Here is a 23,878-nt window from a genome sequence, read left to right as displayed (position 1 = left end):
GTTGATATTGCAGTAGAAATTGAAGAGAAAGGAAAAGATTCTTTCCTATATCTTCAGTCAGTTCCTAACTAATCAGCATTAAGAATTTTGGGAACTCGGAAAAAATCACCTTCCTGTTGAGGCGCACTGCTGAGGATTGCTTCTCTGTCAGGACAGGGTTGAAGAATATCTTCTCTGGTAATATTGCTAACATCAATAGCTCTGGTTGTCGGTATTACATTGGTGACATCCAGTTGATTGAGTTGTTCTATATAATCCAGAATACTACCCAGTTGAGTAGTAAATTGTGCTTCTTCATCTGCTGTTAATTCTAAACGAGCGAGATTAGCAACTTTACGAACTTGTTCACTATCAATCATAATTTGTCCGTTGTCCGTTGTCCGTTGTTAGTTGTCCGTTGTCAGTAGGGGCGAAGCATTTGGAAGATAAATTATCGGTCATTGCCAAAAATAGTTCTCCAAATGCTTCGCCCGTACAGTTGTCCGTTGTCCGTTGTTAGTTGTCCGTTGTTAGTTGTCCGTTGTCAGTAGGGGCGAAGCATTTGGAAGATAAATTATCGGTCATTGCCAAAAATAGTTCTCCAAATGCTTCGCCCGTACAGTTGTCCGTTGTTAGTTGTCCGTTGTTAGTTGTTAGTTGTTAGTTATCAGTAGGGGCGAAGCATTTGGAAGATAAATTATCGGTCATTGCCAAAAATAGTTCTCCAAATGCTTCGCCCGTACAGTTGTCCGTTGTTAGTTGTCCGTTGTTAGTTGTTAGTTGTTAGTTGTCAGTAGGGGCGAAGCATTTGGAAGATAAATTATCGGTCATTGCCAAAAATAGTTCTCCAAATGCTTCGCCCGTACAGTTGTCCGTTGTCAGTTGTCAGTTGTCATGTAAAATTGTATAACCGACTAATGACTAAGTTAAAAGAATATGTCAATTTGCGATCGCCCGGTGGTTTTGATCCAGTTTTGAGCTTCAATATAGTTATTGGGAGCCATGCGAATTGCTCTAATCCAATAATCTGCCGCTTGATCAAATAATGCCTCTCCACCGTCATGATCTCCGGCTTCCTTAGCCCTTTCTCCTTGAAAATGATAAATCACCGCAATATTATTTAAGGCTTGGGGTAATTGTGGATTTAACTCAATAGCCTGATGATAATACTCTAAAGCCTTATCATGATCGCCGTTACTGGCATAAATCAACCCTGTATTATAGAGAATATAACTCCGATCATTGGAGTCTTCTTCCATTTCTAAGGCTTCTTTATAGTAGTCTAGAGCTTCAGCGTATTCGCCTTCTGCCTGTGCGGACATCCCATCTCGGTAATAAACAAAGGCTTCTTTAGCTTTTCGGTTGGTTGGCAATATCTTGAGGATGATATCTGCCATTACGGTAAAGGACTTGTCAACAAAGTTATCGTTTTTCTGTGTTCTTGGCATATTTGTCTCTATGGTTTCTTCATTGCAGCATACCGCTAATTTAACTAATTTTTGGGGGTTTGAGTTATTGCAAATTAATATGAAGCTGCATGAAGTAGTATCTCAAGAATTATTTACCGCAGATAAACGCAGATAAACGCAGATGAATTAATGGATTTTATGATTCGTTTTAAATCATTCGACTACATAATATTAATCGGATCTACATCAATTGTTAAACTGACAGAAGCAGGAGAAAGCGATCGCACTTCTGGCCAATCTGGTAAATTTGGTAAAGCGTCAGGATCAAACTTGAGTAATATTTGCCAACGATAACGGTTAGCTACTCGTAAAATACTAGCTGGTGCAGGTCCCAATATCTCAAATCCTTCTTTATTGTTCAAAAATGTAGCAATGATTTGGGCTGTGTTTTGGACTTGAATGGGATCTAAACTACTTAATCGCAATAAAATTAATCTCCCATAGGGAGGATAATTCAGAGTTTGTCTTTGTGCTAACTCTGCATCAGCAAAAGATTGATAATCATGTTTTTGCACTGCTTCAATAATCGGATGTTCTGGAGTATAGGTTTGGACAATTACCCTCCCTGGATCATCCCCTCTTCCTGCCCTTCCCGCAACTTGGGTCAAAGTTTGAAATGTGCGTTCATTGGCGCGATAATCAGATAAGTGCAATAATCCATCCGCAGCGACTACACCCACAAGGGTAACTTGGGGTAAATCTAACCCTTTTGTCAGCATTTGTGTCCCTACTAATAAATGGGCTTCACCATTAGCAAACTGGGTAAGAAGTTTCCGGTGTGAACCTTTAGTGGTGGTGGTATCACTATCAAAGCGAATTATTTTCAAATTGGGAAATTGCTTAGTTAATTCCTGCGCTACCCGTTGAGTACCGCTGCCAAAAAACTTTAAATAAGGGGAACTACATTCGGGACAATGGGGAGGATGTAAACGCCCATAATTACAATAATGACAGCGCAATAATTCCGGCGCTCCCTCTTCCACATGATGATAAGCCAGGGATACATCACAATGGGGACATTCCAACACATAACCACAACTGCGACAAGAAACAAAGGTACTATGTCCGCGCCGATGAATAAATAATATTCCCTGTTGTTGTCTTTCTGCTAATTGTTGCAGCGCATTTTGCAGCTTTCTACTAAAAATAGACCGATTTCCCTCTTTTAACTCTTGACGCATATCCACGATTTCCACAGGTGGTAATGGGCGCGAGTTAATGCGTTCTGGTAATGATAAATATAGTTGATTTCCACTTACCCAACTTTCTAAAGAGGGAGTCGCAGAACCTAAAATTAGGGGACAATGTTCTAATTCGGCTCGCCATTGAGCGATGGTGCGGGCGTGGTAAGTGGGAATAGGAGAATCTTGTTTAAAGCTGCTATCGTGTTCTTCGTCCAGGATAATTAAGCCTAGATTGGGTAAAGGAGCGAAAATGGCGCTGCGAGTCCCGATGATGATTTGCGGCTCTCCTGTGAGCATTTGTCGCCAGGTGTCGTAACGTTCACCGTCAGAAAGGGCGCTGTGATAAACGTGGACTTTGTGACCAAATCGGGCGCGAAATCTATCTGTAAGTTGAGGTGTGAGGCCGATTTCGGGAACTAAAACAAGGGCCGATTTTCCTTGTTCAAGTAATGGTGCTATGGCTTGTAAGTATACTTCTGTTTTTCCTGAACCTGTCACCCCATGTAGCAATATTTGAGCAAATCCGGTTAAGGAATTAATCGTTTCTAAGGCGTTATTTTGGGCTGGTGTTAAGGATTTTGCCCAATCTGCGGCTACTGTGGGTCCTTGTTCTCTGCGTAATATTTCCCTGTCCTCAATGACTATATAGCCTTTATCTACTAAGGCTTTTAGGGTGGAAGTGCTGGTACTGCAAAGTTGTAATAATTCACTTTGCCATATTTCTCCCCCTCGTCGTCGCAAAACTTCCACAATTTCTTTTTGACGGGCTGTTAAATCGTCATGATTATTATCTAGAAGTGTGACAGCTTTTTGTAATTTAGGTTTGGTAAGTTGTGGCGGTTCTAAATAATTTTCGGCTAAACCTAAGCGGATTAATTCCCGAATTCCGCGATATGCGGCTTTAACTTTTTGTTGGATGTAGTGATAACTATAGTCTGCTGTTGGGGTTTTTTCTAAAAGTGTAATTACTTGCTGGGCTATAGGACTAATATAAATAGCCAGATTTTTTTTACCCAGAGAAGTCAAGCGTAAACGACGTTGTGATCTTCCTAATAAGCCTGGTGGTAAAGCGACGCGAATTACTAAAATTAGAGGTGTATAGTAATAGGCTGCAACACGGTTGAGTAATGTCCAATAACCAGCAGGGAAAAACCCTTCACTAACTACATCTTCTACTTCTCGAATTTTTTCTAAGGGAATATCTAGATTCGGTTGAGTTAATAAGCGAATAGCGATCGCCCCTACCTGTGTCGCACCAAAGGGAACGCTTAAAATATCTCCTGGTTTGATTGCTAACTGTGCTGGGATTTTATAGGTAAATAAATCTGAACATCCTGGACAGTCTACAAGCACTTCCACCCATTCAGGTAATTTTGCTGGAGATTGATATGATCCTCCTGGTTCAGCTACAGCGATAACAGATGATTTTGCACCAATACTATACATAAATTTTCGATTTATAAACAAATATTGTATTCACAGACTTCGTTAATTCTATCCTTTGGTTTTACTTTGTGTAAATAGTATTTTACAATACTTCAATTACCCATAATCCTTGATAATCTCTAATTTATGTAATCTACTAGACAAATTAGCTTCTACAATTTAGGCAATAAATAATTGAAGATTGAAAGTTTAAATTTGAGCAAGTAGCTTACACAGTCTTGATCAGATTTTTTAATGCTTTGTTGACTTACCGACTGGGATACTCAAGCTGCAAAACCTATCTTGAGAAATATGCCGAAGTAATGAGTAATCATGAGTAAGTAGGTAATTAAGTGATTAAACTTCCAGATTTTTATGTGATTTGTAACATCTTGATTAACTAGTAAATTATGTTATTAATCAATCATGAGATTGAGCTACGAAATAAGGCATAGAGTTTTTCAACCTATTGATAGATATTAAATATTTTTTCAATATGAGATGCTTTTAAACGATAAATATTATCCGGATTAGAAGTTACCATTTTTGTAATTTGGATCATTTAGTAAATTTTCGGAGAGATAAATAACTCTAGTACCAAAATGGCGATTTATTCAATTACTCTGATGATTTCAGCCGGACAAACCTGAAAACTTTGCAAAAAATACACGAAAATTTAATATATATCATTTTTCGGTGATTTATCACCTTTACACGGAAGCTATGTACAGACTACAGGCAACAAGCAACTGATTTTTCCCCAGATCATTTAAGATAGATAGATAGGCTTCTTTCTCTATGTTTTTGATATTTGTTAAAGTTAGTCTTAGGGGGTTTGACCTATTTAGTAATCAAGAAAAGCATAGAGAATATGTCTATTGGGTTTCTGAAAAAAATAGTTTTTTGTGAGTGCTAAAGTCGTTAATGATTATAGGTCGTATCTAGCCATAACTCAAAATAATGGACAAATACTGATTTCCATTCCAGACGAGGAATGATTAAAAAGAGAAGATTTTGCTAGAGAAGAAGGGTGTATTTGTCCTCAAGGGAAAACTACCAAGCCTGAAAGAGGCTGTTGTCATGAAATTATGTACCAAACAAAGCAACCATCTCTAACGGAAACTATGAATCTTGCTGAATTGGGAACAATGGAAATACTAGAGAATATTACTGATCATGAAGAACCATCAATTGAGAGTTTAGATCAAGTAGTATATGAAGATGCTACAATTGTCGAAAACTTGGCATCAGAAGAGCGCAATGGCGATGACATGGCCGCAGCCCGTCCTTCGGGATATAATAAAACCGAAAATGATGATGCTGTTGGCGCATTTTTTAAGGAAATGGCGCGTTATCCCCTACTCAAACCTGATGAAGAAGTGGAATTAGCGCGACGGGTGAGATTTTTAGAAGAAGTCAAAGAATTGCAAGCAGCTTTGGAATTACAACTAGGAGCGCAGCCTAGTAAGGTGCAGGTGGCTTCGCAATTAGAGATAACAGAAAAACAACTGGAAAGCCGCTTGTATCAAGGTAGAGTGGCCAAGCGAAAAATGATTCGCTCCAATCTCCGGTTAGTCGTATCTATTGCTAAACGATATTTAAATCGTGGTGTCCCTTTTCTCGATTTAATTCAAGAAGGAGCAATGGGTTTAAACCGCGCTTCTGAAAAATTTGATCCTGATAAAGGATATAAGTTTTCTACTTATGCTTATTGGTGGATTAGACAAGCAATTACCAGAGCGATCGCTAATGATGCCCGAACTATTCGCTTACCAATCCATATTGTTGAGAAACTTAATAAACTAAAAAAAGCCCAACGGGAACTCAAACAAAAACTCGCTCGGAATCCCACAGAGGCCGAAATGGCCGAAGCTTTGGAAATTACAGTTCACCAACTGCGTCAACTTCAACAACTGCGTCGTCAAGCCCTGTCCCTTAACCACCGTGTCGGTAAAGAAGAAGACACAGAATTAATGGATTTGCTAGAAGATGAAGACAACCAGTCTCCCGAAGCCAAAATGAACGAAAACATGATGCGTCAGGAGATTTGGGAAGTTCTCGGAGACGTACTTACCCCCAGGGAAAAAGATGTCATTTCCCTCCGCTATGGACTCACTAGCAGTGAACCCTGCACCCTAGAAGAGGTGGGGAATATGTTTAACCTTTCCCGCGAACGAGTCCGTCAAATCCAAAGTAAAGCCATGCGAAAGCTACGTCGTCCCCATATAGCCAAGCGTTTAAAAGGTTGGTTGGTATGAGTCATTAGTCAGTTGTTAGTAGGGGCGAAGCATTTGGAAGATAAATTATCGGTCATTGCCAAAAATAGTTCTCCAAATGCTTCGCCCGTACAGTTGTTAGTAGGGGCGAAGCATTTGGAAGATAAATTATCGGTCATTGCCAAAAATAGTTCTCCAAATGCTTCGCCCGTACAGTTGTTAGTAGGGGCGAAGCATTTGGAAGATAAATTATCGGACATTGCCAAAACATAGTTCTCCAAATGCTTCGCCCGTACGGTTGTTAGTAGGGGCGAAGCATTTGGAAGATAAACTATCGGTCATTGCCAAAAATAGTTCTCCAAATGCTTCGCCCGTACAGTTGTTAGTAGGGGCGAAGCATTTGGAAGATAAACTATCGGTCATTGCCAAAAATAGTTCTCCAAATGCTTCGCCCGTACAGTTGTTAGTAGGGGCGAAGCATTTGGAAGATAAACTATCGGTCATTGCCAAAAATAGTTCTCCAAATGCTTCGCCCGTACAGTTGTTAGTTGTCTGTGGTTAAAAAAAATTAGACATCTTGAGTATAAAATGTGAACTAATGACCAATGACTAATGACCAATGACTAATGACTAATTTAATTGTCCGTTTTGCCGAACCCAGTGATGCTCATACCTTATTTGCCTTAATTCAGGGACTTGCTGAATATGAAAAACTATCTGATGCTGTTATTGGCAATGCTGAAGCCCTCAAGGATCATTTATTTGGTTCACCAAAATACGTAGATGCAATCCTAGCCGAATTTGAAGGTAAGGCTGTAGGTTTTGCCCTATTTTTTCATAATTATTCTACATTTCTCACCAAGCCAGGAATTTACTTAGAAGATATCTTTGTTTTGCCGGAATATCGCCGCCAAGGTATTGGTAAAGCACTTTTGTCCAAAGTAGCCCAAATAGCTGTAGAAAGGGATTGTGGGCGCTTAGAGTGGAGTGTTTTAGATTGGAATGTGTCAGCGCAGGCATTTTACCGGAATATGGGTGCAGATATTTTAGAAGATTGGCGGATTTGTCGGGTGACTGAAAAGGATCTGACCCAATTAGCCAAGCAAAAATGAAGTTTAAAAGATAAAGGGTAAATATAGCAAATTTCCCTTTTATCCTTCATTATTAATTTCTTTTTGCTCTTCTTCAATTTAAATTCATATAAGTTTACATTTTGTCTAAACCCTGAAGCTATCAATCAACTAATCTCAAATTCTCAATTATTTCAGCCAAGTTTGACAGTCTGTCGTTTGACTAATGCAACGAAATTAAATGAGAATTAGGGAGGATATTTGTACCGATTCAGACATTGTTATCGAGAGAACACCAGATGAAAAAGATTGTCTCAGTATTATTATTAGGCATAGCTATCTTCACCTTTGCCTTCATTAGTCCCGCTTTGGCCGCAGACGCAGCCAGTGGAGCTAAAGTATTTAGTGCTAATTGTGCTTCTTGTCATGCGGGTGGCAGAAATTTAGTTAATGCTGCCAAAACCCTGAAAAAAGCAGATTTGGAAAAGTACGGTATGTACTCGGCTGAAGCAATTGTTTATCAAGTTACTAATGGTAAAGGTGCTATGCCAGCCTTTAAGGGTCGGTTAAAAGCAGAGCAAATAGAAAATGTAGCTGCTTATGTCCTACAACAAGCTGATAACGGCTGGAAAAAGTAAATTTAGATCTAATTTGATGGCTTAACAATGTGCGGGGCTTTTTGTCCCGCTCAGTCTTTTTATTAGTAATTAGATTTAGTAACCACTGTACAACCAAAAATATCATCAGCATGGTAAATGGCTTTTCTTTAATATCTTAATATTTTCATAAATTCTCCATTCCATGAATAAAATAAATTAATTATTCCCTGCCTAAATAGAAAAATTCATCAAAGCATAGATGTTGTTGATATCATCTTTTACTGGATTCTAAATCAAGAAAATAATTATCATAAATAGTCAGAAAATATGGAGTTTTCAAGTGTCACTATAGAACAGCGCGAAAAAGAAGCTGAAGCATTAAAGACTTTTCTTTTCTTTAGTCTAATTGGTTCATTGGTATTACATATTGGGATACTAGCTTTAGCTATTAACAAATTTTTTCTCAAATTCCCTGAAGTTAGAGAAGAACCCATTGAAGTGACAATTCTGGAAACAATACCCCAGGAAGTAAACCAACTACCAGTAGAGATAAAATCCCTAGCAAAAACAAATTCCGGTGGTGGTGGTGGAAATAAAGGTGGCGGAATTTCTACACCAACAGAAACAGCCCTGAATATGATTAAGTCTTCTGTCGCACCCATAACCAAACAGGCTCAACTAAAAATCACTACTAACCTTATCAGTAAACAATCCCAAACACTTACAAATCGTGAACCAGCGAAAATATTAACTCCTGTACAAACTAACCCAATAGAAAACACAACTCCTGAACCTGCGACAACACCACCCCCAGTAGAAACAAAACCAATACAAAAATTAGATGAAAACGCAAATACCCTAGCGTCTACTCAACCCCAAGTGCAGACAAAACCCACAAAAATCACACCATTAAAGTCAGAAACTCAACCTAATGCTAGTTCCAACAATATCCCTAGCAACTCCACCGCTTCCACACAGTTACCGCAGAATAAAAATATTTTAGGCAATTTAGGCGATCGCTCAAGAAATAGTTTAGGTACTGGAAACGGTACTGGTTCAGGTACTGGTGTTGGTAATGGAATTGGAAATAGTACAGGTAATGGTACTGGTTCAGGTACTGGTGTTGGTAATGGAATTGGAAATAGTACAGGTAATGGTACTGGTAATGGTGTTGGGAATGAAAGTGGGAATAAACCAAAACCAGAAAATACACCAATAGCTACCGCACCGAAACCTCCCATAGAAAATAGTTCTAAACTGAATCGTGCGGATTGTATCCAGTGTCAAATTAAGTACCCAGATAGAGCCAGACAGCGTGGCATAGAAGGAAATGCAGAAGTTGCTATTGATACTGATAGCCAGGGTAATGTTACGCGAGTTCGGTTAGTCCGTTCCAGTGGTGATAGCGAACTAGATCAAGCCGCTCAACAAGCTGCACAAGAGTGGAAATTAACACCCACAGCAGAGGGAAGAGAAGGGGTAAGAGCCTCAGTTAACTTTGCCATTAAAGGATCACAGCGTCACCGTAAACTTCAAGAACGGCAAATACAAAAACAAAGAGCAACCACCAAAAAAACCCCTGAAAAAGCGACTTCTACCTCTACTCCTATCGAATCTCCTCAATATAATCAACAAAAAATAACTCCTATTATTACTGATATTCCCTCCGAAAATACAACTAAACAGAAAGAAGAATCTGCACCTTCTGAGAGTCAACAGATCTCACCACCAGCATCTGCAACTACATCACCTACTGAGTCTTAGAGGTAGATATTCAAAGTATAGATATGGGAGGGATAATTCATGAATTACCCCATCTGACTAGAATGTAGGGTGGACAATGCCAACCATCATGTTAAATTAATAGATCTGTTAATCTTCGTGATCATCAAAGGGATCATCTAATTCCTGGCTTGGGGGTCCAAAAGATGTGTAAATTGCCATACCAGTAATAGCAACTAACGCCGCACAAAAGGAAATTCCAAGCACCGTAGCGGGTTCTAAGTCCATAAATTTAGATACATATTATCACAGCGATATTTATAGAATATTACAAAATTTAACTTATCGCACATTACATAGTTAAAGCATGATCATCTCACCCTCGTAAATTGGCCAAGGTATTGATACTCCGTAAATAATGTTATGCCCAATTTATTGACAAAACATTAAAAATATGTTAATAATGGATCTTTGTGGAAACTTTACCCTTTAATATAATCTCTTGGCTAACGTCATTGTCATAGGTGCCCAGTGGGGCGATGAAGGAAAAGGTAAAATAACTGACTTACTCAGCCGCTCCGCAGACGTGGTGGTACGTTACCAAGGGGGAGTGAACGCTGGGCATACAATCGTAGTCCAAGGTCAGACGTTTAAGCTGCACTTAATCCCCTCTGGTATTTTGTATCCAAAAACCGAGTGTATCATTGGCTGTGGAACAGTCATCGATCCGCAAGTCTTGATTAAAGAACTCGAACAACTAGAAGAATTAAATATTTCCACGGCTAATCTGTTGATATCTCAGACGGCTCATGTCACCATGCCCTATCATCGCATGATTGACAAGGCATCAGAGGAAGTACGGGGAAATCATAAAATCGGGACAACAGGTAGAGGTATTGGTCCTACTTACGCCGATAAATCTGAGCGGATAGGCATCAGGATGTTAGACTTGATGGACACCGACGGACTCCGTGAGCAGTTAAAGTGGACGATAAACTATAAAAATACCATTTTAGAAAAGCTGTATAATCTGCCACCTCTCAATCCAGAAGAAGTGATTGAGGAGTATTTAGGTTATGCGGAACGCTTGCGTCCTTTCGTCGTTGATACATCGTTGAAAATCTACGATGCGGTTTTACGACGACGGAATATTTTGTTTGAAGGCGCACAAGGGACATTACTTGACCTAGATCACGGAACTTATCCCTATGTCACATCCTCCAACCCAGTCGCTGGGGGGGCTTGTGTGGGGAGTGGACTAGGACCAACAATGATAGATCGGGTAATTGGTGTATCCAAAGCCTACACGACAAGAGTGGGAGAAGGTCCTTTCCCCACGGAACTAGATGACGAAATTGGTGACTTGTTAGGCGATCGCGGTGCAGAATTTGGCACAACTACAGGGCGTAAACGTCGTTGTGGTTGGTTTGATGCGGTTATTGGTCGTTATGCGGTTCGCATTAACGGCATGGATTGTATGGCACTTACCAAACTTGATGTTCTCGATGAACTAGAGGAAATCAATGTTTGTGTGGCTTATGAAATTGATGGTGAACGCTGCGAACACTTCCCCACCAGCGCTCGTCTTTTCGCCCGTTGTCGTCCCATTTACAAAACTGTACCAGGATGGCAAGTGTCAACAAGTCACTGTCGTACCCTGGAAGAGTTACCACAAAAAGCACTGGACTATCTGAAATTCTTGGCAGAATTAATGGAAGTGCCGATTGCAATTGTTTCCTTGGGAGCAAGTCGTGATCAAACTATCATTGTTGAAGATCCTATTCACGGTCCCAAACGCGCACTGTTACAACCTAACAGTACACCAGTTTAATTAGTGGTCATTGGTCATTGGTCATTGGTCATTGGTCATTGGTCATTGGTCAGTGGCAAGATAACTGACAACTGACAACTGACAACTAACAACTCACAACTTAACAACTTAACAACTTATATGGCAATCACACTCGAATCTAAAACCCGCCCAGAAGGTAGCAAACCCAGAGCTTTGCGCCGTTCTGGATTAATTCCCGCCAACTTGTATGGTCACAACGGGATTGAATCAATTTCTCTAGTTCTTGACGCTAAAGTTGTAGAACGTTTGCTCAAGCAAGTTATTCCTAATAAAACCCAAGTGGAACTCAGCATTGCTGAATTAGAGTGGACTGGTACAACCGTGCTTCGTGAAGTTCAGATTCACCCAGCCAAAGGCACACCTTACCACATCAGTTTTTTTGCTGGTGCTAAAGGCTAAAATTCAGGTAATAATAACGAAGAGAACCAGGGTTAGCCCTGGTTTTTTTGTGGGAAAAAGGCAAGAGTATCAAAATCCCTCTTACCATTAACCACTGTACGGGCGAAGCATTTGGAGAACTATTTTTGGCAATGACCGATAATTTATCTTCCAAATGCTTCGCTGTACGGGCGAAGCATTTGGAGAACTATTTTTGGCAATGACCGATAATTTATCTTCCCAATGCTTCGCCCCTACTAACAACTGACAACTGTACGGGCGAAGCATTTGGAGAACTATTTTTGGCAATGACCGATAATTTATCTTCCCAATGCTTCGCCCCTACTAACAACTGACAACTGTACGGGCGAAGCATTTGGAGAACTATTTTTGGCAATGACCGATAATTTATCTTCCCAATGCTTCGCCCCTACTAACAACTGACAACTGTACGGGCGAAGCATTTGGAGAACTATTTTTGGCAATGACCGATAATTTATCTTCCAAATGCTTCGCCCCTACTAACAACTAACAACGAACCAATGACACAAACCAATCTCCCAAATTTAATTTCACAAATGTTACAACCAGGATTTTATCCTCATTCTGTAACAGAACCAATTCAATTAATTCAAACTCATATTTCCTATGTCCTCCTCACAGGAGATTATGCTTACAAACTGAAAAAACCAGCCAACTTTGGTTTTTTAGACTTTTCCACCTTAGAAAAACGACAACATTTTTGTCAAGAAGAATTGCGCTTAAATCAACGTGGTGCAGGTGAATTATATTTAGAAGTTCTACCCCTAACTTTAGTTGGTGAACAATACCATTTAGGGGGAACAGGAGAAGTTGTAGAATATGCAGTAAAGATGCGTCAATTTCCCCAAGAAGCCCTTTTTAGTGAACTTTTTGCCAGTGGAAATTTGCAAGAAAGTCATTTGGAAGAATTGGGAAGAGTTGTCGCTCAATATCATGCTGAATCAGTCACAAACGATTATATTCGTAGTTTTGGGGAAGTCTCACAAATACGATTAGCAATTGATGAGAATTATCAGCAAACTCAAAACTATATTGGTAGACCTCAGACACAAGAGCAGTTTGAGGCAACAAAACAATATACAGATAACTTCTTTGTCCAACATCCAGAACTATTTAAAAGCAGAATTGACAATAACTATATTTGTGAATGTCACGGCGATTTACACCTCAGAAATATTGCTCTTTGGCATGACAAAATTATGCTATTTGACTGCATAGAATTCAATGAGCCTTTCCGGTTTGTGGATGTTATGTATGACGTAGCATTTACAGTTATGGATATTGAAGCCAGAGGAAGAAAAGACTTAGGAAATGCTTTTTTAAATGCCTATGTAGAGCAAACTGGAGATTGGGAAGGTTTACAGGTATTACCTTTATATTTAAGCCGTCAGGCTTATGTGCGAGCTAAGGTAAATTCCTTTTTATTAGATGATCCTAACATCCCGGCTGCGGTAAAAGAAGAATCTGCAAAAACCGCATCTGCATATTATCGTCAAGCGTGGGAATATACTAAACCCCAACAGGGAAAACTGATTTTGATGTCGGGTTTATCTGGTGCTGGTAAAAGTACCACAGCTAAATATTTAGCCCGAAAACTCAATGCAGTTCATCTCCGTTCTGATGCTGTGCGTAAGCATTTAGCAGGAATTCCCCTCTTAGAAAAAGGTGGGGATGAAATCTACACACCAGAAATGACCCAAAAAACCTATAGCCGATTGTTAGCATTAGGAATTATACTGGCTAATCAAGGTTGGTCTGTAATTTTAGATGCCAAATATGATCGTCAGGATTTACGGGAAGCAGCTATTTCTCAAGCTACACAGCATCAATTACCTGTACATATTATCAACTGCACCGCACCGTTAGAAGTTGTCACAGAACGACTGCTGAACCGCACTGGTGATATTGCTGATGCAACTGCTGATTTATTAGCATCCCAAATCAAGCAATCTGAACCATTTACAAATCAAGAACAACCTTATATAACAGTTGTAGATACAACTCAACCGCTAGACACGCAATTATCAGAATTGATTTAATTTTCGTTTAGTAAGTTAGGATTTAGCATTGTTCGTAAGTGTCAAATTAACGTAAAATTCCTAGCCCGTCGGGGAATAAATTCCCTGTCTAATAGCTCAAGTCATCTAAAGATGACTAAAACAAACCAAAAATTTTTAGTGTACGTTAGTACACTTTTCTCGTTCCCATACTCTGTATGGGAATGAATTCTAAAAGGCTCTGCCTTTAATAACATTTGAGGCAGAGCCTCCATGATAGCATTCCCAGTCAGAGACTGGGAACGAGATATAATTATTCTTTCTCCTGACTCCTAATCTTATGGCACCAAAAAATAATCTGCTAGGCGATATTTTCTCTTCTTCACCTAACTTTCTTTCTCAACTGTTGTTTGGATTATTTTTATTTATTATCTCCAGAATTGCTCATGCTTCAGTTCCTCTGAGTCTATTCATAGCCATTATGGGTGGTGTTACTTTGGGGTGGTTCACATTTGCCAATGATAATAGTCCTGAACCTGCTACTGTCGCATCTAATGATGGTATTGATGCTGGGTTAAAATATTGGTTGTTTTTTATGATGGGCTGCCTTTTCCTCGGTTATTCAGCCCCTGTGAGTATTGTGTTCGGTGCTATTGCTGGAGTTGGTGGTGGCTGGATAATTGGTTGGTGGCGCAGTGAGGAGGCGTTACAAACACAATTATCTGAGGAGATTGTGGAAGAAGTAAATCCAGAACAGCCGAGTGAGAGAAGTGCAAAAAGACGTAAAAGAAAACCTACTAAACGTTTCCGTCGGGAATCTGCAACTTTCAATTTTCGCTTTTGGGAAAAGTAATTAATAATTAACTAATTATGTTTTTATATTTATCTAAAATCCTACCACTATTTTTTTACCCTTTGGGATTGGCAAGTGTGAGTTTAATAGTGGCTTTAGTAACTTTACGAAAACGTCCCCGGATTGCGACTATAGCTATTTCTTTATCTTTAGCTTTATTGCTAATATGTAGTAATGCTTGGGTGGCTAAATCCTTGGTACGCAGCCTAGAATGGCAAAATATCCCTGCAACTCAAATCCCCAATGCTGAAGCCATTGTAGTCTTAGGTGGTGCAACTAAATCAGCAACTTGGCCACGGGTGACAGTAGATTTAAGTGAAGCAGGCGATCGCGTAATTTATGCCGCACAACTTTATTTTCAGAAAAAAGCCCCTATAATTATCCTTAGTGGTGGCCGGATTGATTGGCGCGGTAGTGGTTCGCCAGAATCAGCAGATATGGCAAATATTCTCACATCTATTGGTGTTCCAGCAACAGCAATTATTCAAGAACCTGATTCTTTCAATACTCATGATAATGCTGTCAATGTCCGTAAAATTCTTGAAGCTCGCCAAATCAAAAAAGTATTATTAATTACCTCAGCAATACATACGCCGCGATCGCTCAAAATTTTTCACCGTCAAGGTATGGATGTCATTCCCACACCAACCGATTTTCTTGTTAGTCAAGGTGAATTTCAAGAACTTACCAGCACTCCAAAAGCCGCAATTCTCAATTTACTCCCTGATACTGAAAATTTAAACCAATTCACAAGTGCATTAAAAGAATATATTGGTACTTTTATTTATTGGTTACGAGGTTGGTTATAATAATTCATGAAATCAGAATTAATATTCCCAAGTATAATCAAATTAACTTTAAATAACAAGGAGTGGAAAAGATGTTGTTAGAATTAAAGCGCATCCATGTACCACCAGGACAAACAGTAATATTGCAAGATGTCACCTGGACAGAATTAGAAACTATTCTTGAAGAATTAGGAGAACATCGTGCAGCGCGAATTGCTTATGACAAAGGGATATTAGAAATTATGGCACCATTACCAGAACATGAAGACGATAAAGAAATTATTAGTGATTTAGTTAAGGCTTTATTGGAAGAATTAGATATTGAATTTAGATGTCTTGGTTCTACCACATTTAAAAATCAATTTATGGAGAAAGGGATAGAACCTGATCAATGTTTTTATATTAAAAATGAAGCTTTAATTCGAGGAAAAAAGCGATTAGATCTAACAATAGATCCTCCACCAGATTTAGCCTTAGAAATTGATATTACTTCCCGCACTCATGCAAATATTTATCAAGCCTTAAAAGTTCCAGAATTATGGCGTTTTGAGAATAGTAATTTAAGAATAAATATCTTACAAGATGGGAATTATCTAGAATCTCAATCAAGTTTAAATTTTCCTAATTTACCTTTAATTGCAGTAATTCCCCAATATCTTCAACAAAGTAAAACCGCAGGGAGAAATGCGACACTTAAAGCCTTTAGAAATTGGGTAAAACAGCAACAGTTATCCTCTGAGTCTAAGAGGTTGTTTGAAAAGTATTATATCAAACCAGTAATCTCCAAAAACCTAACCCCCCTACCCCCCTTCCCTGCAAGGGAATGGGGGTTTTAAAGCCTCTCCCCTTGCAGGGGAGAGGTTTGGAGAGGGGTCAGTCTATACATTCAAAACTTTTCAAACACCCTCTAAATAAATGACAACAACATTTCTGGCAAAAATCATTACCATAGAAGAATTCTTAAAACTGGGTTTTATTGATGAGTCACCACCATGGGAATATATTAACACAGAAGCAATTCAAAAACCTATGGGCGGAGGTAAACACAGTTTATTACAAAAAAGATTAGTTGCAGTAATTGACACAGCAACAAGTGATTATGAAGCATTTCCAGCACTGCGGTGTAGCTGTGGTAATCGTTCCGTAGTTCCTGATATTGCAGTTATTGATAATAATCAAATACCATTAGATGAAAGCGGTGATATTATTAGCAGTGGGATTAATTTTGCACCAGATTGGGTAATTGAAATTCTGTCACCGGCTCAAAGTCAAACCAAGGTAACTGGCAATATTTTACATTGTATTAAACATGGTACTAAACTTGGATGGTTACTTGATCCAAGTGAGCGTTCAATTTTAGTTTATCAGCCTCATAGTTTACCAGATTTATTAATTGGAACAGATATATTACCAGTTTTAGAAGGAGTGAATTTAATCATCACAGTTGAGGAAGTATTTGCTTGGTTGCAAAGGAGAAAGTGATGGATTTAACCCTCAAAAATAACTTGATTATTCAACCAAACAACTAAATCAGCTTTACTGGTAAAATCTAACAACGCTAAACCTAAATTCTCCAAATCTTCCACAGACAACTGATTAATTTTTACTTGTAAATCCTGACTAACTCCACCTATACGCCGTTCAAGTAAACGCATTACAAAATTGAAAATTACCTCATAACGAACTTCTTGATGATATCTGGTATTTTTTAAATCACTAATACTAAACATTCTTGCTAACTCCTGGGAACTGAGACGGGGTAATTTAGTTTAACCATCTGCAATATTTTGATTATTCAACCAAGTAACCAAATCAGCTTTACTGGTAAAATCAAACAAAGCTAAACCTAAATTCTCCAAATCTTCCACAGATAACTTATTGATTTTTACTTGTAAATCCTGACTAACTCCACCTATACGCCGTTCAATTATACGCATAGTGTAATTTAAAGCCTCCTCATAACGGACTTCTTGATAATATCTGGTATTTTTTAAATCACTAATACTAAACATTCTTGCTAACTCCTGGGGACTGAGACGGGGTAATTTATAGGAAATAATAGTCTGTATTAAATCTAGCAAATTTTTCTGCAATCTTTCATCCGGTAAATCTGATCTTGCTTGTGATAATAAATTTCTCGCTAAAGCTGGAACTTCTTTTTCCTTCTCCACCACTAACTTAATAATACCTAATCCCAAGGATGTTTGTATATCCACCAGTTCATCCAAATATAACCGAGTTACCAAAGGACTTTCCAGCAAATAGCGATATGGTTCTATTTCCGTCGGTTCTATACTACGTTTAGCAAATAAAACCACAGCTTGCCAGGGTGTAGTAGAAGCATAGAGATGTAAATAAAGAAAAATCTCTGAAAAAAAGCGAGAATAAAAGTCATCATCTCTTTGAAATTGCACTTCTACAAAATAAATAGGTTGTTCTTTTTGATTATTTGTAGGTAGAAATACACCATCAATTCTAAATGCTGTTTGTTTCAGTTCAACAGACGCAAAATCATAAATATCTGCTTCACTAGCTGGTAAATTAATCAGTTCAAAAAAAGATTGCGGTAAGGTTTGAAAAATGCGATAAAAGATAGAATCGGTTTTCATGAATATTTCTAGTAAATATTTTTGTAAATGTTGCAGGACTTACGCAACTGGCACATTAGTAGGGTGCGTCAGATATCAAAATCTGTTTATTTGCAGGATTTATGCAGTCTGACGCACCCTACAACTAATCGGCTAATTCGGATCAAAAAAAATAATCAACCTAAATCTGGGATTCAAGTTTTTGTTTACCAGGAATATAAGAGATAACTGATTATTTTTATTTATCCACAAGCTGATTTTTTATTTCTCACCTAATAAATAAATCTTCCCTTTTTGTCAATATAACGTTCTTCTTCGCCAATCCTAACCAGTGCCAAACCTTCATAAAAATCCCCAGTATAATCAAATTGGGGTGGGATGATTAACTGTCCACTTTTACCAATGTAGCCGTATTTATTGTCTATCTTGACTGATGCCAGATCCTCAGAAAAGTCCCCGGCATTATCAAATTTGGGTGGGATAACAAACTGCCCAATTTTGCATATGTAGCCATATTTATTGTCTATTTTAACTAGTGCCATACCTTCAGAGAAATTCCCTGCATAATCAAATTGAGGTGGGATTATTAACTGCCCACTTTTACTGATGTAACCATATTTATTGTCTATATTTACCCATGCTAAACCTTCGTAAAAATTCCAAGTAAAATCAAATTTGGGTAGTATAACTAACTGTCCACTTTTACCAATATAGCCATATTTTTCGTTTATCTCTACTCCTGCCATACCTTCGGAAAAGTCCCCTGGATTATCAAATTGGGGTAAGATGACTAAACTCCCTCTTTTGCTAATATAGCCATATTTATTGTCTATTTCTACCGATGCTAAACCTTCGGAAAAGTCCGAAGCATAATCAAATTGCGGTGGAATAACTAACTGTCCACTTTTACTAATATAGCCATATTTATTATCTATCTTAACTCTTGCCAAACCTTCAGAAAAATCCGAAGCATAATCAAATTGAAGTGGTATTAATAGCTCACCTTTTTTATCAATATAACCATACTTTTTACCAATCCTGATTACGGCCATACCTTTAGAAAAATCCCTAGCACTATCAAATTGGGGTTGAATAACTACCCGTCCTGTCTGATCTATATAGCCATACTTATCACCAATCTTGATAGGGTGTAGTGAAGTAATAGGAGATTCTGAAGGTAAACCAGCTTGCTTTAAAGCTTGTAATGCTTCATGAGCATCTGTATATCTATCCTTATGATGATATCTGACCATCTTGGTTAGAATATCTGCCAGTGGTTCACTTATTTGAGCTTTTTCTCTCCAAATAACCTCTAGTGTGTTGGAATCTCTTCGTAATTCGTGAGGTGATATTCCAGTTATTGCTTCAATTGCTGTCATCCCCAGAGCATAAATATCACTGCATAATTTAGGATGTCCATTAGACTGTTCATTTGGCATATAGTAGTGAGTACCAATTGGAATAGTGCTGCTTCTTTTTCCTTGGGCATTCACTTCCAAAGTGCTGATTTCTTTAACTATTCCAAAGTCAATCAAAACAAGTTTATTATCAGAATAACGGCGCATTAAATTTAATGGCTTGATATCCCGATGAATAACATTTTGTTCATGGACAAAACTTAGCACTTCCAAAATTTCTTCTAAAAGGTGAATTACCTCAGCCTCACTCCATTCTTGACCTGAAGTTATTTCATAACTCAAATCTTGTCCATCAATGTATTCTTGAACAAGATAAAATTTTCTATTTTCCTCAAAAAAGTCGTAGAGTTCAGGAATTTGGGGATGGTTTTTTCCCAACTTGAATAAGATTGCTGCTTCCTTTTTAAATCTTTCTTCTGTATTGATTTCTGATGTTGAGGGTCTGATAAGTTCTTTAATAACACATTTATATTGAGGAGTAACAGGCAAATCAACCGGGTATTCAGCTAAATAGGTTTTGCCAAACCCCCCTTCTCCTAACTCCTTGGTAATTTTGTAACGCTGTCGTAATGTTTGCCCAATCATGATGATACAGAAGCATTTATGTAAATTTTGGCATAACTACGCTACAAAAGACAATTAATTATTGACACTTTGCAGAATTAAATTAAAATTTATCCCCCTCCATCACAAAACGAAGGGGGATAAAACATTAAGCCGTGAAATACTTAGCCGCAGGGTGATAAGTAATAATCGCTGTAGTGGACTGTTCAGGATACAATTGCTCACTTTCATCCATCTGCATCTTCATCCTATCAACCCCCAACAACTGCAACTGCTTAAACTGATCCTGAATATTCGGACAAGCAGGATAGCCGAAACTATACCGAGAACCCTGATAACGCTGCGCCAACATATCCCGAATATTATCCGGTTCAGAATCACCAAAACCTAACTCCCGGCGGATTCTAGCGTGAGTCCATTCAGCCAAAGCCTCCGCCACCTGTACAGCCATACCATGAAAATACAGATAGTCAGTGTATTTATTATCGGCAAATAGCTTTTGTCCAAACTCCGTTGCAACTTCCCCCACAGTCACCGCTTGCATAGGGAAAACATCAATAATTCCCGACTCCTTCGGTGCAAAAAAATCTGCAATACATAACCGATTAAAAGACCTCTGACGGGGAAACTCAAAACTAACTCTTACCTCCGCGTCCTCTGCGTCTCTGCGGTTCGTTTCATAAATCAACAAACTATTCCCCACAGACTGACAAGGAAAATAGCCATAAATCACTTGAGGATGTAATAAATTCTCCTCAATAATGCGCTGTTTCCACTCTTCCAAAACTGGATAAACCTTATCAGCTAAAAACTCCTGATATTCCTCCTTAGATTGTTCCTTGGGCTTGCGGAATTGCCATTGTCCAGCTACCAAAGCTTGCAAATCTAAATACCAAAATAACTCCTCCAAAGAAATATCATCAGGTTGTAAAAACTGCGTTCCCCAAAAAGGTGGATTTGGACGTTCAATATCTACCGCTACCGCTTCAGAACGCCGAATATCTTTTTCTTTTGGTTCAACAGGTGTTTTATCTTTAACAGGATTATCTACTGTTTCTTGATGTCCATTAGTTGATTCTGCAACTTCATCCAAAAATCCCGTTGAATCTTCCCAATTACCTGCTGTTTTTGCAGGCATTAACTTATCCATAAAATGCAAATCAGAAAAAGCATCTTTGCCATAAATAACCTTACCTTTGTAAGTACCTTGGCAATCCTGATTCACAAATTTAGGAGTTAAAGCAGCACCACCTAAAATTACCGGGACAGTAATTCCTTTTTCATTAAAAGTTTGTAAATTCTCCTTCATGAAAGCGGTGGATTTTACTAACAATCCACTCATGGCAATACAATCAGGTTTGTGTTCTTCGTAAGCCTGAATGATGTTTTCTACAGATTGCTTAATTCCCAGGTTAATCACCTTATAACCATTGTTAGATAAAATGATATCTACCAGGTTTTTACCAATATCGTGAACATCACCTTTTACCGTCGCAATTACAAAAGTTCCCTTCGCATTATTCCCAGATTCCGACTTTTCCATAAACGGTTCTAAATAAGCAACCGCAGCTTTCATGGTTTCGGCAGATTGTAATACAAAAGGTAATTGCATTTGTCCAGACCCGAACAATTCACCCACAACTTTCATTCCGTCTAATAAGAAAGTATTAATGATTTGTAAAGGAGGATATTGTTCTAAAGCTTTTGTTAATTGGGTTTCTAAACCAATGCGTTCACCGTCAATAACATGACGTTTCAAACGTTCTTCAATGGGTAAACTGGCATCAATTCCCGTATTCCGTTTAGTTTTGACTCCGGCAAAAATTGTGGTTAATTCTCCTAAAGGATCATAAATGCAGACATTACCATCAAATTTACGTTCATCATAAATTAATTGCCGACAAACTTCTTGATGTTGTGGTTCAATCTTAGCCAGTGGTAAAATTTTACTCGCGCTGACAATTGCTGCATCCATGCCCGCTTGCATAGCTTCATGCAAAAACATCGAGTTTAACACCATGCGCGAGGCGGGATTTAAGCCAAAGGAGATATTGGAAACGCCCAACATGACATGACATCCGGGCAATTCTTGGCGAATACGGCGAATTGATTCAATGGTAGCTTTACCATTTTCCCGATCTTCTTCAATCCCAGTAGAAATCGGTAGAGCTAAAGTATCAAAGAATATTTCTGTAGGCGCAATCCCATATTCTAAAGCTTGACGGTAAGCCCGTTGGGCAATTTGAAACTTTTTCTCTGCTGTCCGCGCCATACCATCTTCGTCAATTGTCCCAATAATGACACCAGCACCGTATTTTTTAGCTAATTCTAGCACTTTCAAAAATCGGTCTTCGCCATCTTCATAGTTGGTAGAATTGAGTAAACACTTACCACCAGCTACCTTTAACCCCGCTTCCATTTTTTCCCATTCGGTGGAATCCAGCATTAAAGGTAAAGTTACATTATTGACAACACGAGAAACTAACTCGTGCATATCACGTACGCCGTCACGTCCCACATAATCAACGTTAATATCAAGGATGTGTGCGCCTTCTTTTACCTGACTCCGCGCCATTGAGACTAAACCATCCCAGTCTTCAGCGTTGAGTAAATCACGGCATTTTTTAGAACCACTGGCGTTAAGACGTTCACCGATAATCAAGAAAGAATTTTCTTGTTCATAGGGTTGAGTCGTATAAATTGATGCGGCTGATGGTTCTAAAATTGGTTGTCTAACTTTTGGTTTTAACTCGTGAGCAATTTCCGCCAATTGTTGAATATGTGCTGGTCGTGTCCCACAGCAACCCCCAATCACTTGGACACCCAAATCTTCGATGAAGTGCATTAACGCCATGCGTAATTCTATGGGCGTAAGTCTGTAATGTGCTTGACCGCCGACGTTTTCCGGTAAACCAGCATTGGGAATACAGGAAACTACGAAGGGGGAATGTTCTGATAAATACTTGATGTGTGGTTTCATCAAGTCGGGACCAGTGGCGCAATTTAAGCCGAGAATATCAATGGGGTAAGATTCGAGGATAGTAACTACGGCGTTGATTTCTGTCCCTACCAGCATTGTTCCCATGCTTTCCATAGTTACAGACACCATTAAGGCTCTTCTTTCCCCTTTTTTGGCAAAAACTTCCTCAATCCCATTTAATGCGGCTTTAATTTGCAGCACGTCTTGGCAGGTTTCTACGAGGAATAAATCCACACCACCATCAAATAAGGCTTCTGCTTGTTCAGCAAAAGAGGCTTTCATGGTGTCAAAGTCAATATGTCCCAAAGTTGGGAGTTTGGTGGTTGGACCAATAGAACCAGCTACAAATCGGGGTTTTTCCGGGGTGGAAAATTCCGCAGCCACACTTTTGGCAAGTTCGGCGGCTTTCTTCGTGAGATAGTAAGCTTGGTCTGCTAAGTCATATTCTGCTAAAACTATGGACATAGAGCCAAAGGTATCAGTTTCAATGACATCAGCGCCAGCGGCGAGAAAATCACGGTGAACCTTAGCGACGGCTTCGGGTTTGGTGTGGACTAGATACTCGTTACAGCCTTCATATTGTGCGCCTCCAAAATCTTCAGCGGTAAGATTTTGGGTTTGCAGGTTTGTACCCATTGCACCGTCAAAGACGATAACGGGACGTTCAGGACTATGTAGGTGTTTGAGAAAGGGATGGGTCATAATTGTGTGAAAAAATAGAGTTATTTTTGTAATACTAGACTTAATTTACAGC

At 38.8% G+C, this 23,878-nt stretch carries 27 protein-coding genes and 1 pseudogene; 17 read left to right on the top strand and 11 right to left on the bottom strand.

The features are described 5' to 3' along the window. Positions 1 to 68: 68 nt before the first annotated feature. The gene (gene gatC / locus ANA_RS20890; protein WP_015083410.1) at positions 69 to 359 is read right to left on the bottom strand and encodes an Asp-tRNA(Asn)/Glu-tRNA(Gln) amidotransferase subunit GatC; all 291 of its coding nucleotides are present in this window, start codon (positions 357 to 359) and stop codon (positions 69 to 71) included. A gap of 17 nt (positions 360 to 376) precedes the next feature. Here gatC and ANA_RS28375 point away from each other — a divergent pair, with 17 nt between their 5' ends. From ANA_RS28375 to ANA_RS28370, 3 genes are all read left to right on the top strand, one after another. Next, complete coding sequence (locus ANA_RS28375; protein ID WP_256380216.1) at positions 377 to 499, top strand: hypothetical protein; 123 nt, start codon at positions 377 to 379, stop codon at positions 497 to 499. Then, positions 500 to 643 (top strand): hypothetical protein, encoded by a 144-nt coding sequence (locus ANA_RS27930; protein WP_235082075.1) that lies wholly within the window; start codon positions 500 to 502, stop codon positions 641 to 643. Between the two features lie 123 nt (positions 644 to 766). Next, entirely contained in the window at positions 767 to 889 is a 123-nt protein-coding gene (locus ANA_RS28370) for a hypothetical protein (protein WP_256380215.1), read from the top strand. A gap of 16 nt (positions 890 to 905) precedes the next feature. On the opposite strand, the gene ANA_RS20885 is transcribed toward ANA_RS28370, so the two are convergent. Next, positions 906 to 1,427, bottom strand: coding sequence for a photosystem I assembly protein Ycf3 (locus tag ANA_RS20885; RefSeq protein ID WP_015083409.1), 522 nt, complete (start codon positions 1,425 to 1,427; stop codon positions 906 to 908). A gap of 10 nt (positions 1,428 to 1,437) precedes the next feature. On the opposite strand from ANA_RS20885, the gene ANA_RS28365 reads away from it, so the two are divergent. After that, positions 1,438 to 1,563, top strand: a complete 126-nt coding sequence (locus tag ANA_RS28365; protein ID WP_256380214.1) for a hypothetical protein — start codon at positions 1,438 to 1,440, stop codon at positions 1,561 to 1,563. Between the two features lie 46 nt (positions 1,564 to 1,609). Here the strand turns inward: ANA_RS28365 and priA are convergent, their stop codons facing one another. Beyond that, positions 1,610 to 4,078 carry a primosomal protein N' gene (priA, locus tag ANA_RS20880; protein ID WP_015083408.1) on the bottom strand — a complete coding sequence of 823 codons (2,469 nt, stop codon included), beginning with the start codon at positions 4,076 to 4,078 and terminating at the stop codon, positions 1,610 to 1,612. 1,067 nt (positions 4,079 to 5,145) lie between these two features. Here priA and ANA_RS20875 point away from each other — a divergent pair. The 6 genes from ANA_RS20875 (at position 5,146) to ANA_RS20850 (ending at position 9,706) form a co-directional block, all read left to right on the top strand. Further along, on the top strand, positions 5,146 to 6,315 hold the full coding sequence (locus tag ANA_RS20875) for an RpoD/SigA family RNA polymerase sigma factor (RefSeq protein WP_015083407.1): 1,170 nt from the start codon (positions 5,146 to 5,148) through the stop codon (positions 6,313 to 6,315). A gap of 12 nt (positions 6,316 to 6,327) precedes the next feature. Next, positions 6,328 to 6,546, top strand: a complete 219-nt coding sequence (locus ANA_RS20870; RefSeq protein ID WP_041458586.1) for a hypothetical protein — start codon at positions 6,328 to 6,330, stop codon at positions 6,544 to 6,546. Beyond that, positions 6,533 to 6,835 carry a hypothetical protein gene (locus ANA_RS27925; RefSeq protein ID WP_015083406.1) on the top strand — a complete coding sequence of 101 codons (303 nt, stop codon included), beginning with the start codon at positions 6,533 to 6,535 and terminating at the stop codon, positions 6,833 to 6,835. Before ANA_RS20870 ends, ANA_RS27925 begins: the two co-directional genes overlap by 14 nt. A 64-nt stretch (positions 6,836 to 6,899) precedes the next feature. Beyond that, positions 6,900 to 7,385 (top strand): GNAT family N-acetyltransferase, encoded by a 486-nt coding sequence (locus tag ANA_RS20860; RefSeq protein ID WP_015083405.1) that lies wholly within the window; start codon positions 6,900 to 6,902, stop codon positions 7,383 to 7,385. Positions 7,386 to 7,642: 257 nt separating this feature from the next. Next, a complete protein-coding gene (gene petJ / locus ANA_RS20855) occupies positions 7,643 to 7,981 on the top strand; it encodes a cytochrome c6 PetJ (protein ID WP_015083404.1) in 339 nt (112 codons plus the stop codon). Positions 7,982 to 8,269: 288 nt separating this feature from the next. Next, entirely contained in the window at positions 8,270 to 9,706 is a 1,437-nt protein-coding gene (locus tag ANA_RS20850; protein WP_015083403.1) for an energy transducer TonB, read from the top strand. 108 nt (positions 9,707 to 9,814) lie between these two features. Here the strand turns inward: ANA_RS20850 and psbN are convergent, their stop codons facing one another. Further along, the gene (psbN, locus tag ANA_RS20845) at positions 9,815 to 9,952 is read right to left on the bottom strand and encodes a photosystem II reaction center protein PsbN (protein ID WP_015083402.1); all 138 of its coding nucleotides are present in this window, start codon (positions 9,950 to 9,952) and stop codon (positions 9,815 to 9,817) included. Between the two features lie 214 nt (positions 9,953 to 10,166). Between psbN and ANA_RS20840 the strand changes: the two genes are divergently transcribed. Together ANA_RS20840 and rplY are read left to right on the top strand one after the other, a co-directional pair. Beyond that, a complete protein-coding gene (locus ANA_RS20840; protein ID WP_015083401.1) occupies positions 10,167 to 11,495 on the top strand; it encodes an adenylosuccinate synthase in 1,329 nt (442 codons plus the stop codon). Positions 11,496 to 11,615: 120 nt separating this feature from the next. After that, the gene (gene rplY / locus ANA_RS20835) at positions 11,616 to 11,915 is read left to right on the top strand and encodes a 50S ribosomal protein L25 (protein WP_015083400.1); all 300 of its coding nucleotides are present in this window, start codon (positions 11,616 to 11,618) and stop codon (positions 11,913 to 11,915) included. A gap of 87 nt (positions 11,916 to 12,002) precedes the next feature. Here the strand turns inward: rplY and ANA_RS27920 are convergent, their stop codons facing one another. Genes ANA_RS27920 through ANA_RS25060 form a run of 3 tightly spaced genes read right to left on the bottom strand, consistent with a single transcriptional unit; the run spans position 12,003 to position 12,358 of the window. Beyond that, positions 12,003 to 12,182, bottom strand: a complete 180-nt coding sequence (locus ANA_RS27920; protein ID WP_168654142.1) for a hypothetical protein — start codon at positions 12,180 to 12,182, stop codon at positions 12,003 to 12,005. Continuing rightward, positions 12,127 to 12,270 carry a hypothetical protein gene (locus ANA_RS27915; protein WP_174783331.1) on the bottom strand — a complete coding sequence of 48 codons (144 nt, stop codon included), beginning with the start codon at positions 12,268 to 12,270 and terminating at the stop codon, positions 12,127 to 12,129. The genes ANA_RS27920 and ANA_RS27915 overlap by 56 nt, the downstream gene beginning before the upstream one ends. Beyond that, entirely contained in the window at positions 12,215 to 12,358 is a 144-nt protein-coding gene (locus ANA_RS25060) for a hypothetical protein (RefSeq protein WP_174783331.1), read from the bottom strand. Before ANA_RS25060 ends, ANA_RS27915 begins: the two co-directional genes overlap by 56 nt. Positions 12,359 to 12,436: 78 nt before the next feature. Between ANA_RS25060 and ANA_RS20830 the strand changes: the two genes are divergently transcribed. The 5 genes and pseudogenes from ANA_RS20830 to ANA_RS20810 all read left to right on the top strand — a co-directional run bounded on the left by ANA_RS20830 (position 12,437) and on the right by ANA_RS20810 (position 17,056). Next, on the top strand, positions 12,437 to 13,975 hold the full coding sequence (locus ANA_RS20830) for a bifunctional aminoglycoside phosphotransferase/ATP-binding protein (protein ID WP_015083399.1): 1,539 nt from the start codon (positions 12,437 to 12,439) through the stop codon (positions 13,973 to 13,975). Positions 13,976 to 14,273: 298 nt separating this feature from the next. Further along, positions 14,274 to 14,786: a hypothetical protein gene (locus ANA_RS20825; RefSeq protein ID WP_015083398.1), complete on the top strand. Its 513-nt coding sequence runs from the start codon at positions 14,274 to 14,276 to the stop codon at positions 14,784 to 14,786. Positions 14,787 to 14,803: 17 nt separating this feature from the next. After that, the gene (locus ANA_RS20820; protein ID WP_015083397.1) at positions 14,804 to 15,595 is read left to right on the top strand and encodes a YdcF family protein; all 792 of its coding nucleotides are present in this window, start codon (positions 14,804 to 14,806) and stop codon (positions 15,593 to 15,595) included. Positions 15,596 to 15,666: 71 nt separating this feature from the next. Continuing rightward, positions 15,667 to 16,299 (top strand): annotated as a pseudogene (locus tag ANA_RS20815) (Uma2 family endonuclease); the annotation flags it as partial. A 190-nt stretch (positions 16,300 to 16,489) separates the two neighbouring features. After that, positions 16,490 to 17,056 (top strand): Uma2 family endonuclease, encoded by a 567-nt coding sequence (locus ANA_RS20810; protein ID WP_015083395.1) that lies wholly within the window; start codon positions 16,490 to 16,492, stop codon positions 17,054 to 17,056. A 5-nt stretch (positions 17,057 to 17,061) separates the two neighbouring features. Here ANA_RS20810 and ANA_RS20805 read toward each other — a convergent pair whose 3' ends face one another. The 4 genes from ANA_RS20805 to metH form a co-directional block, all read right to left on the bottom strand. Beyond that, positions 17,062 to 17,304, bottom strand: coding sequence for a DUF4351 domain-containing protein (locus ANA_RS20805; protein WP_051155252.1), 243 nt, complete (start codon positions 17,302 to 17,304; stop codon positions 17,062 to 17,064). A 39-nt stretch (positions 17,305 to 17,343) separates the two neighbouring features. Further along, positions 17,344 to 18,183 (bottom strand): Rpn family recombination-promoting nuclease/putative transposase, encoded by an 840-nt coding sequence (locus ANA_RS20800; RefSeq protein ID WP_015083394.1) that lies wholly within the window; start codon positions 18,181 to 18,183, stop codon positions 17,344 to 17,346. A gap of 251 nt (positions 18,184 to 18,434) precedes the next feature. Further along, positions 18,435 to 20,165, bottom strand: coding sequence for a WG repeat-containing protein (locus ANA_RS25055; protein WP_015083393.1), 1,731 nt, complete (start codon positions 20,163 to 20,165; stop codon positions 18,435 to 18,437). Positions 20,166 to 20,292: 127 nt separating this feature from the next. Then, positions 20,293 to 23,826 carry a methionine synthase gene (gene metH / locus ANA_RS20790; RefSeq protein WP_015083392.1) on the bottom strand — a complete coding sequence of 1,178 codons (3,534 nt, stop codon included), beginning with the start codon at positions 23,824 to 23,826 and terminating at the stop codon, positions 20,293 to 20,295. Positions 23,827 to 23,878 lie beyond the last annotated feature (52 nt).

The organism is Anabaena sp. 90, from assembly GCF_000312705.1.
Lineage (GTDB): Bacteria > Cyanobacteriota > Cyanobacteriia > Cyanobacteriales > Nostocaceae > Dolichospermum > Dolichospermum lemmermannii.
The sequence above is the reverse complement of the archived record's forward strand: the minus strand, read 5'-3'. Positions and strand labels throughout refer to the sequence as shown.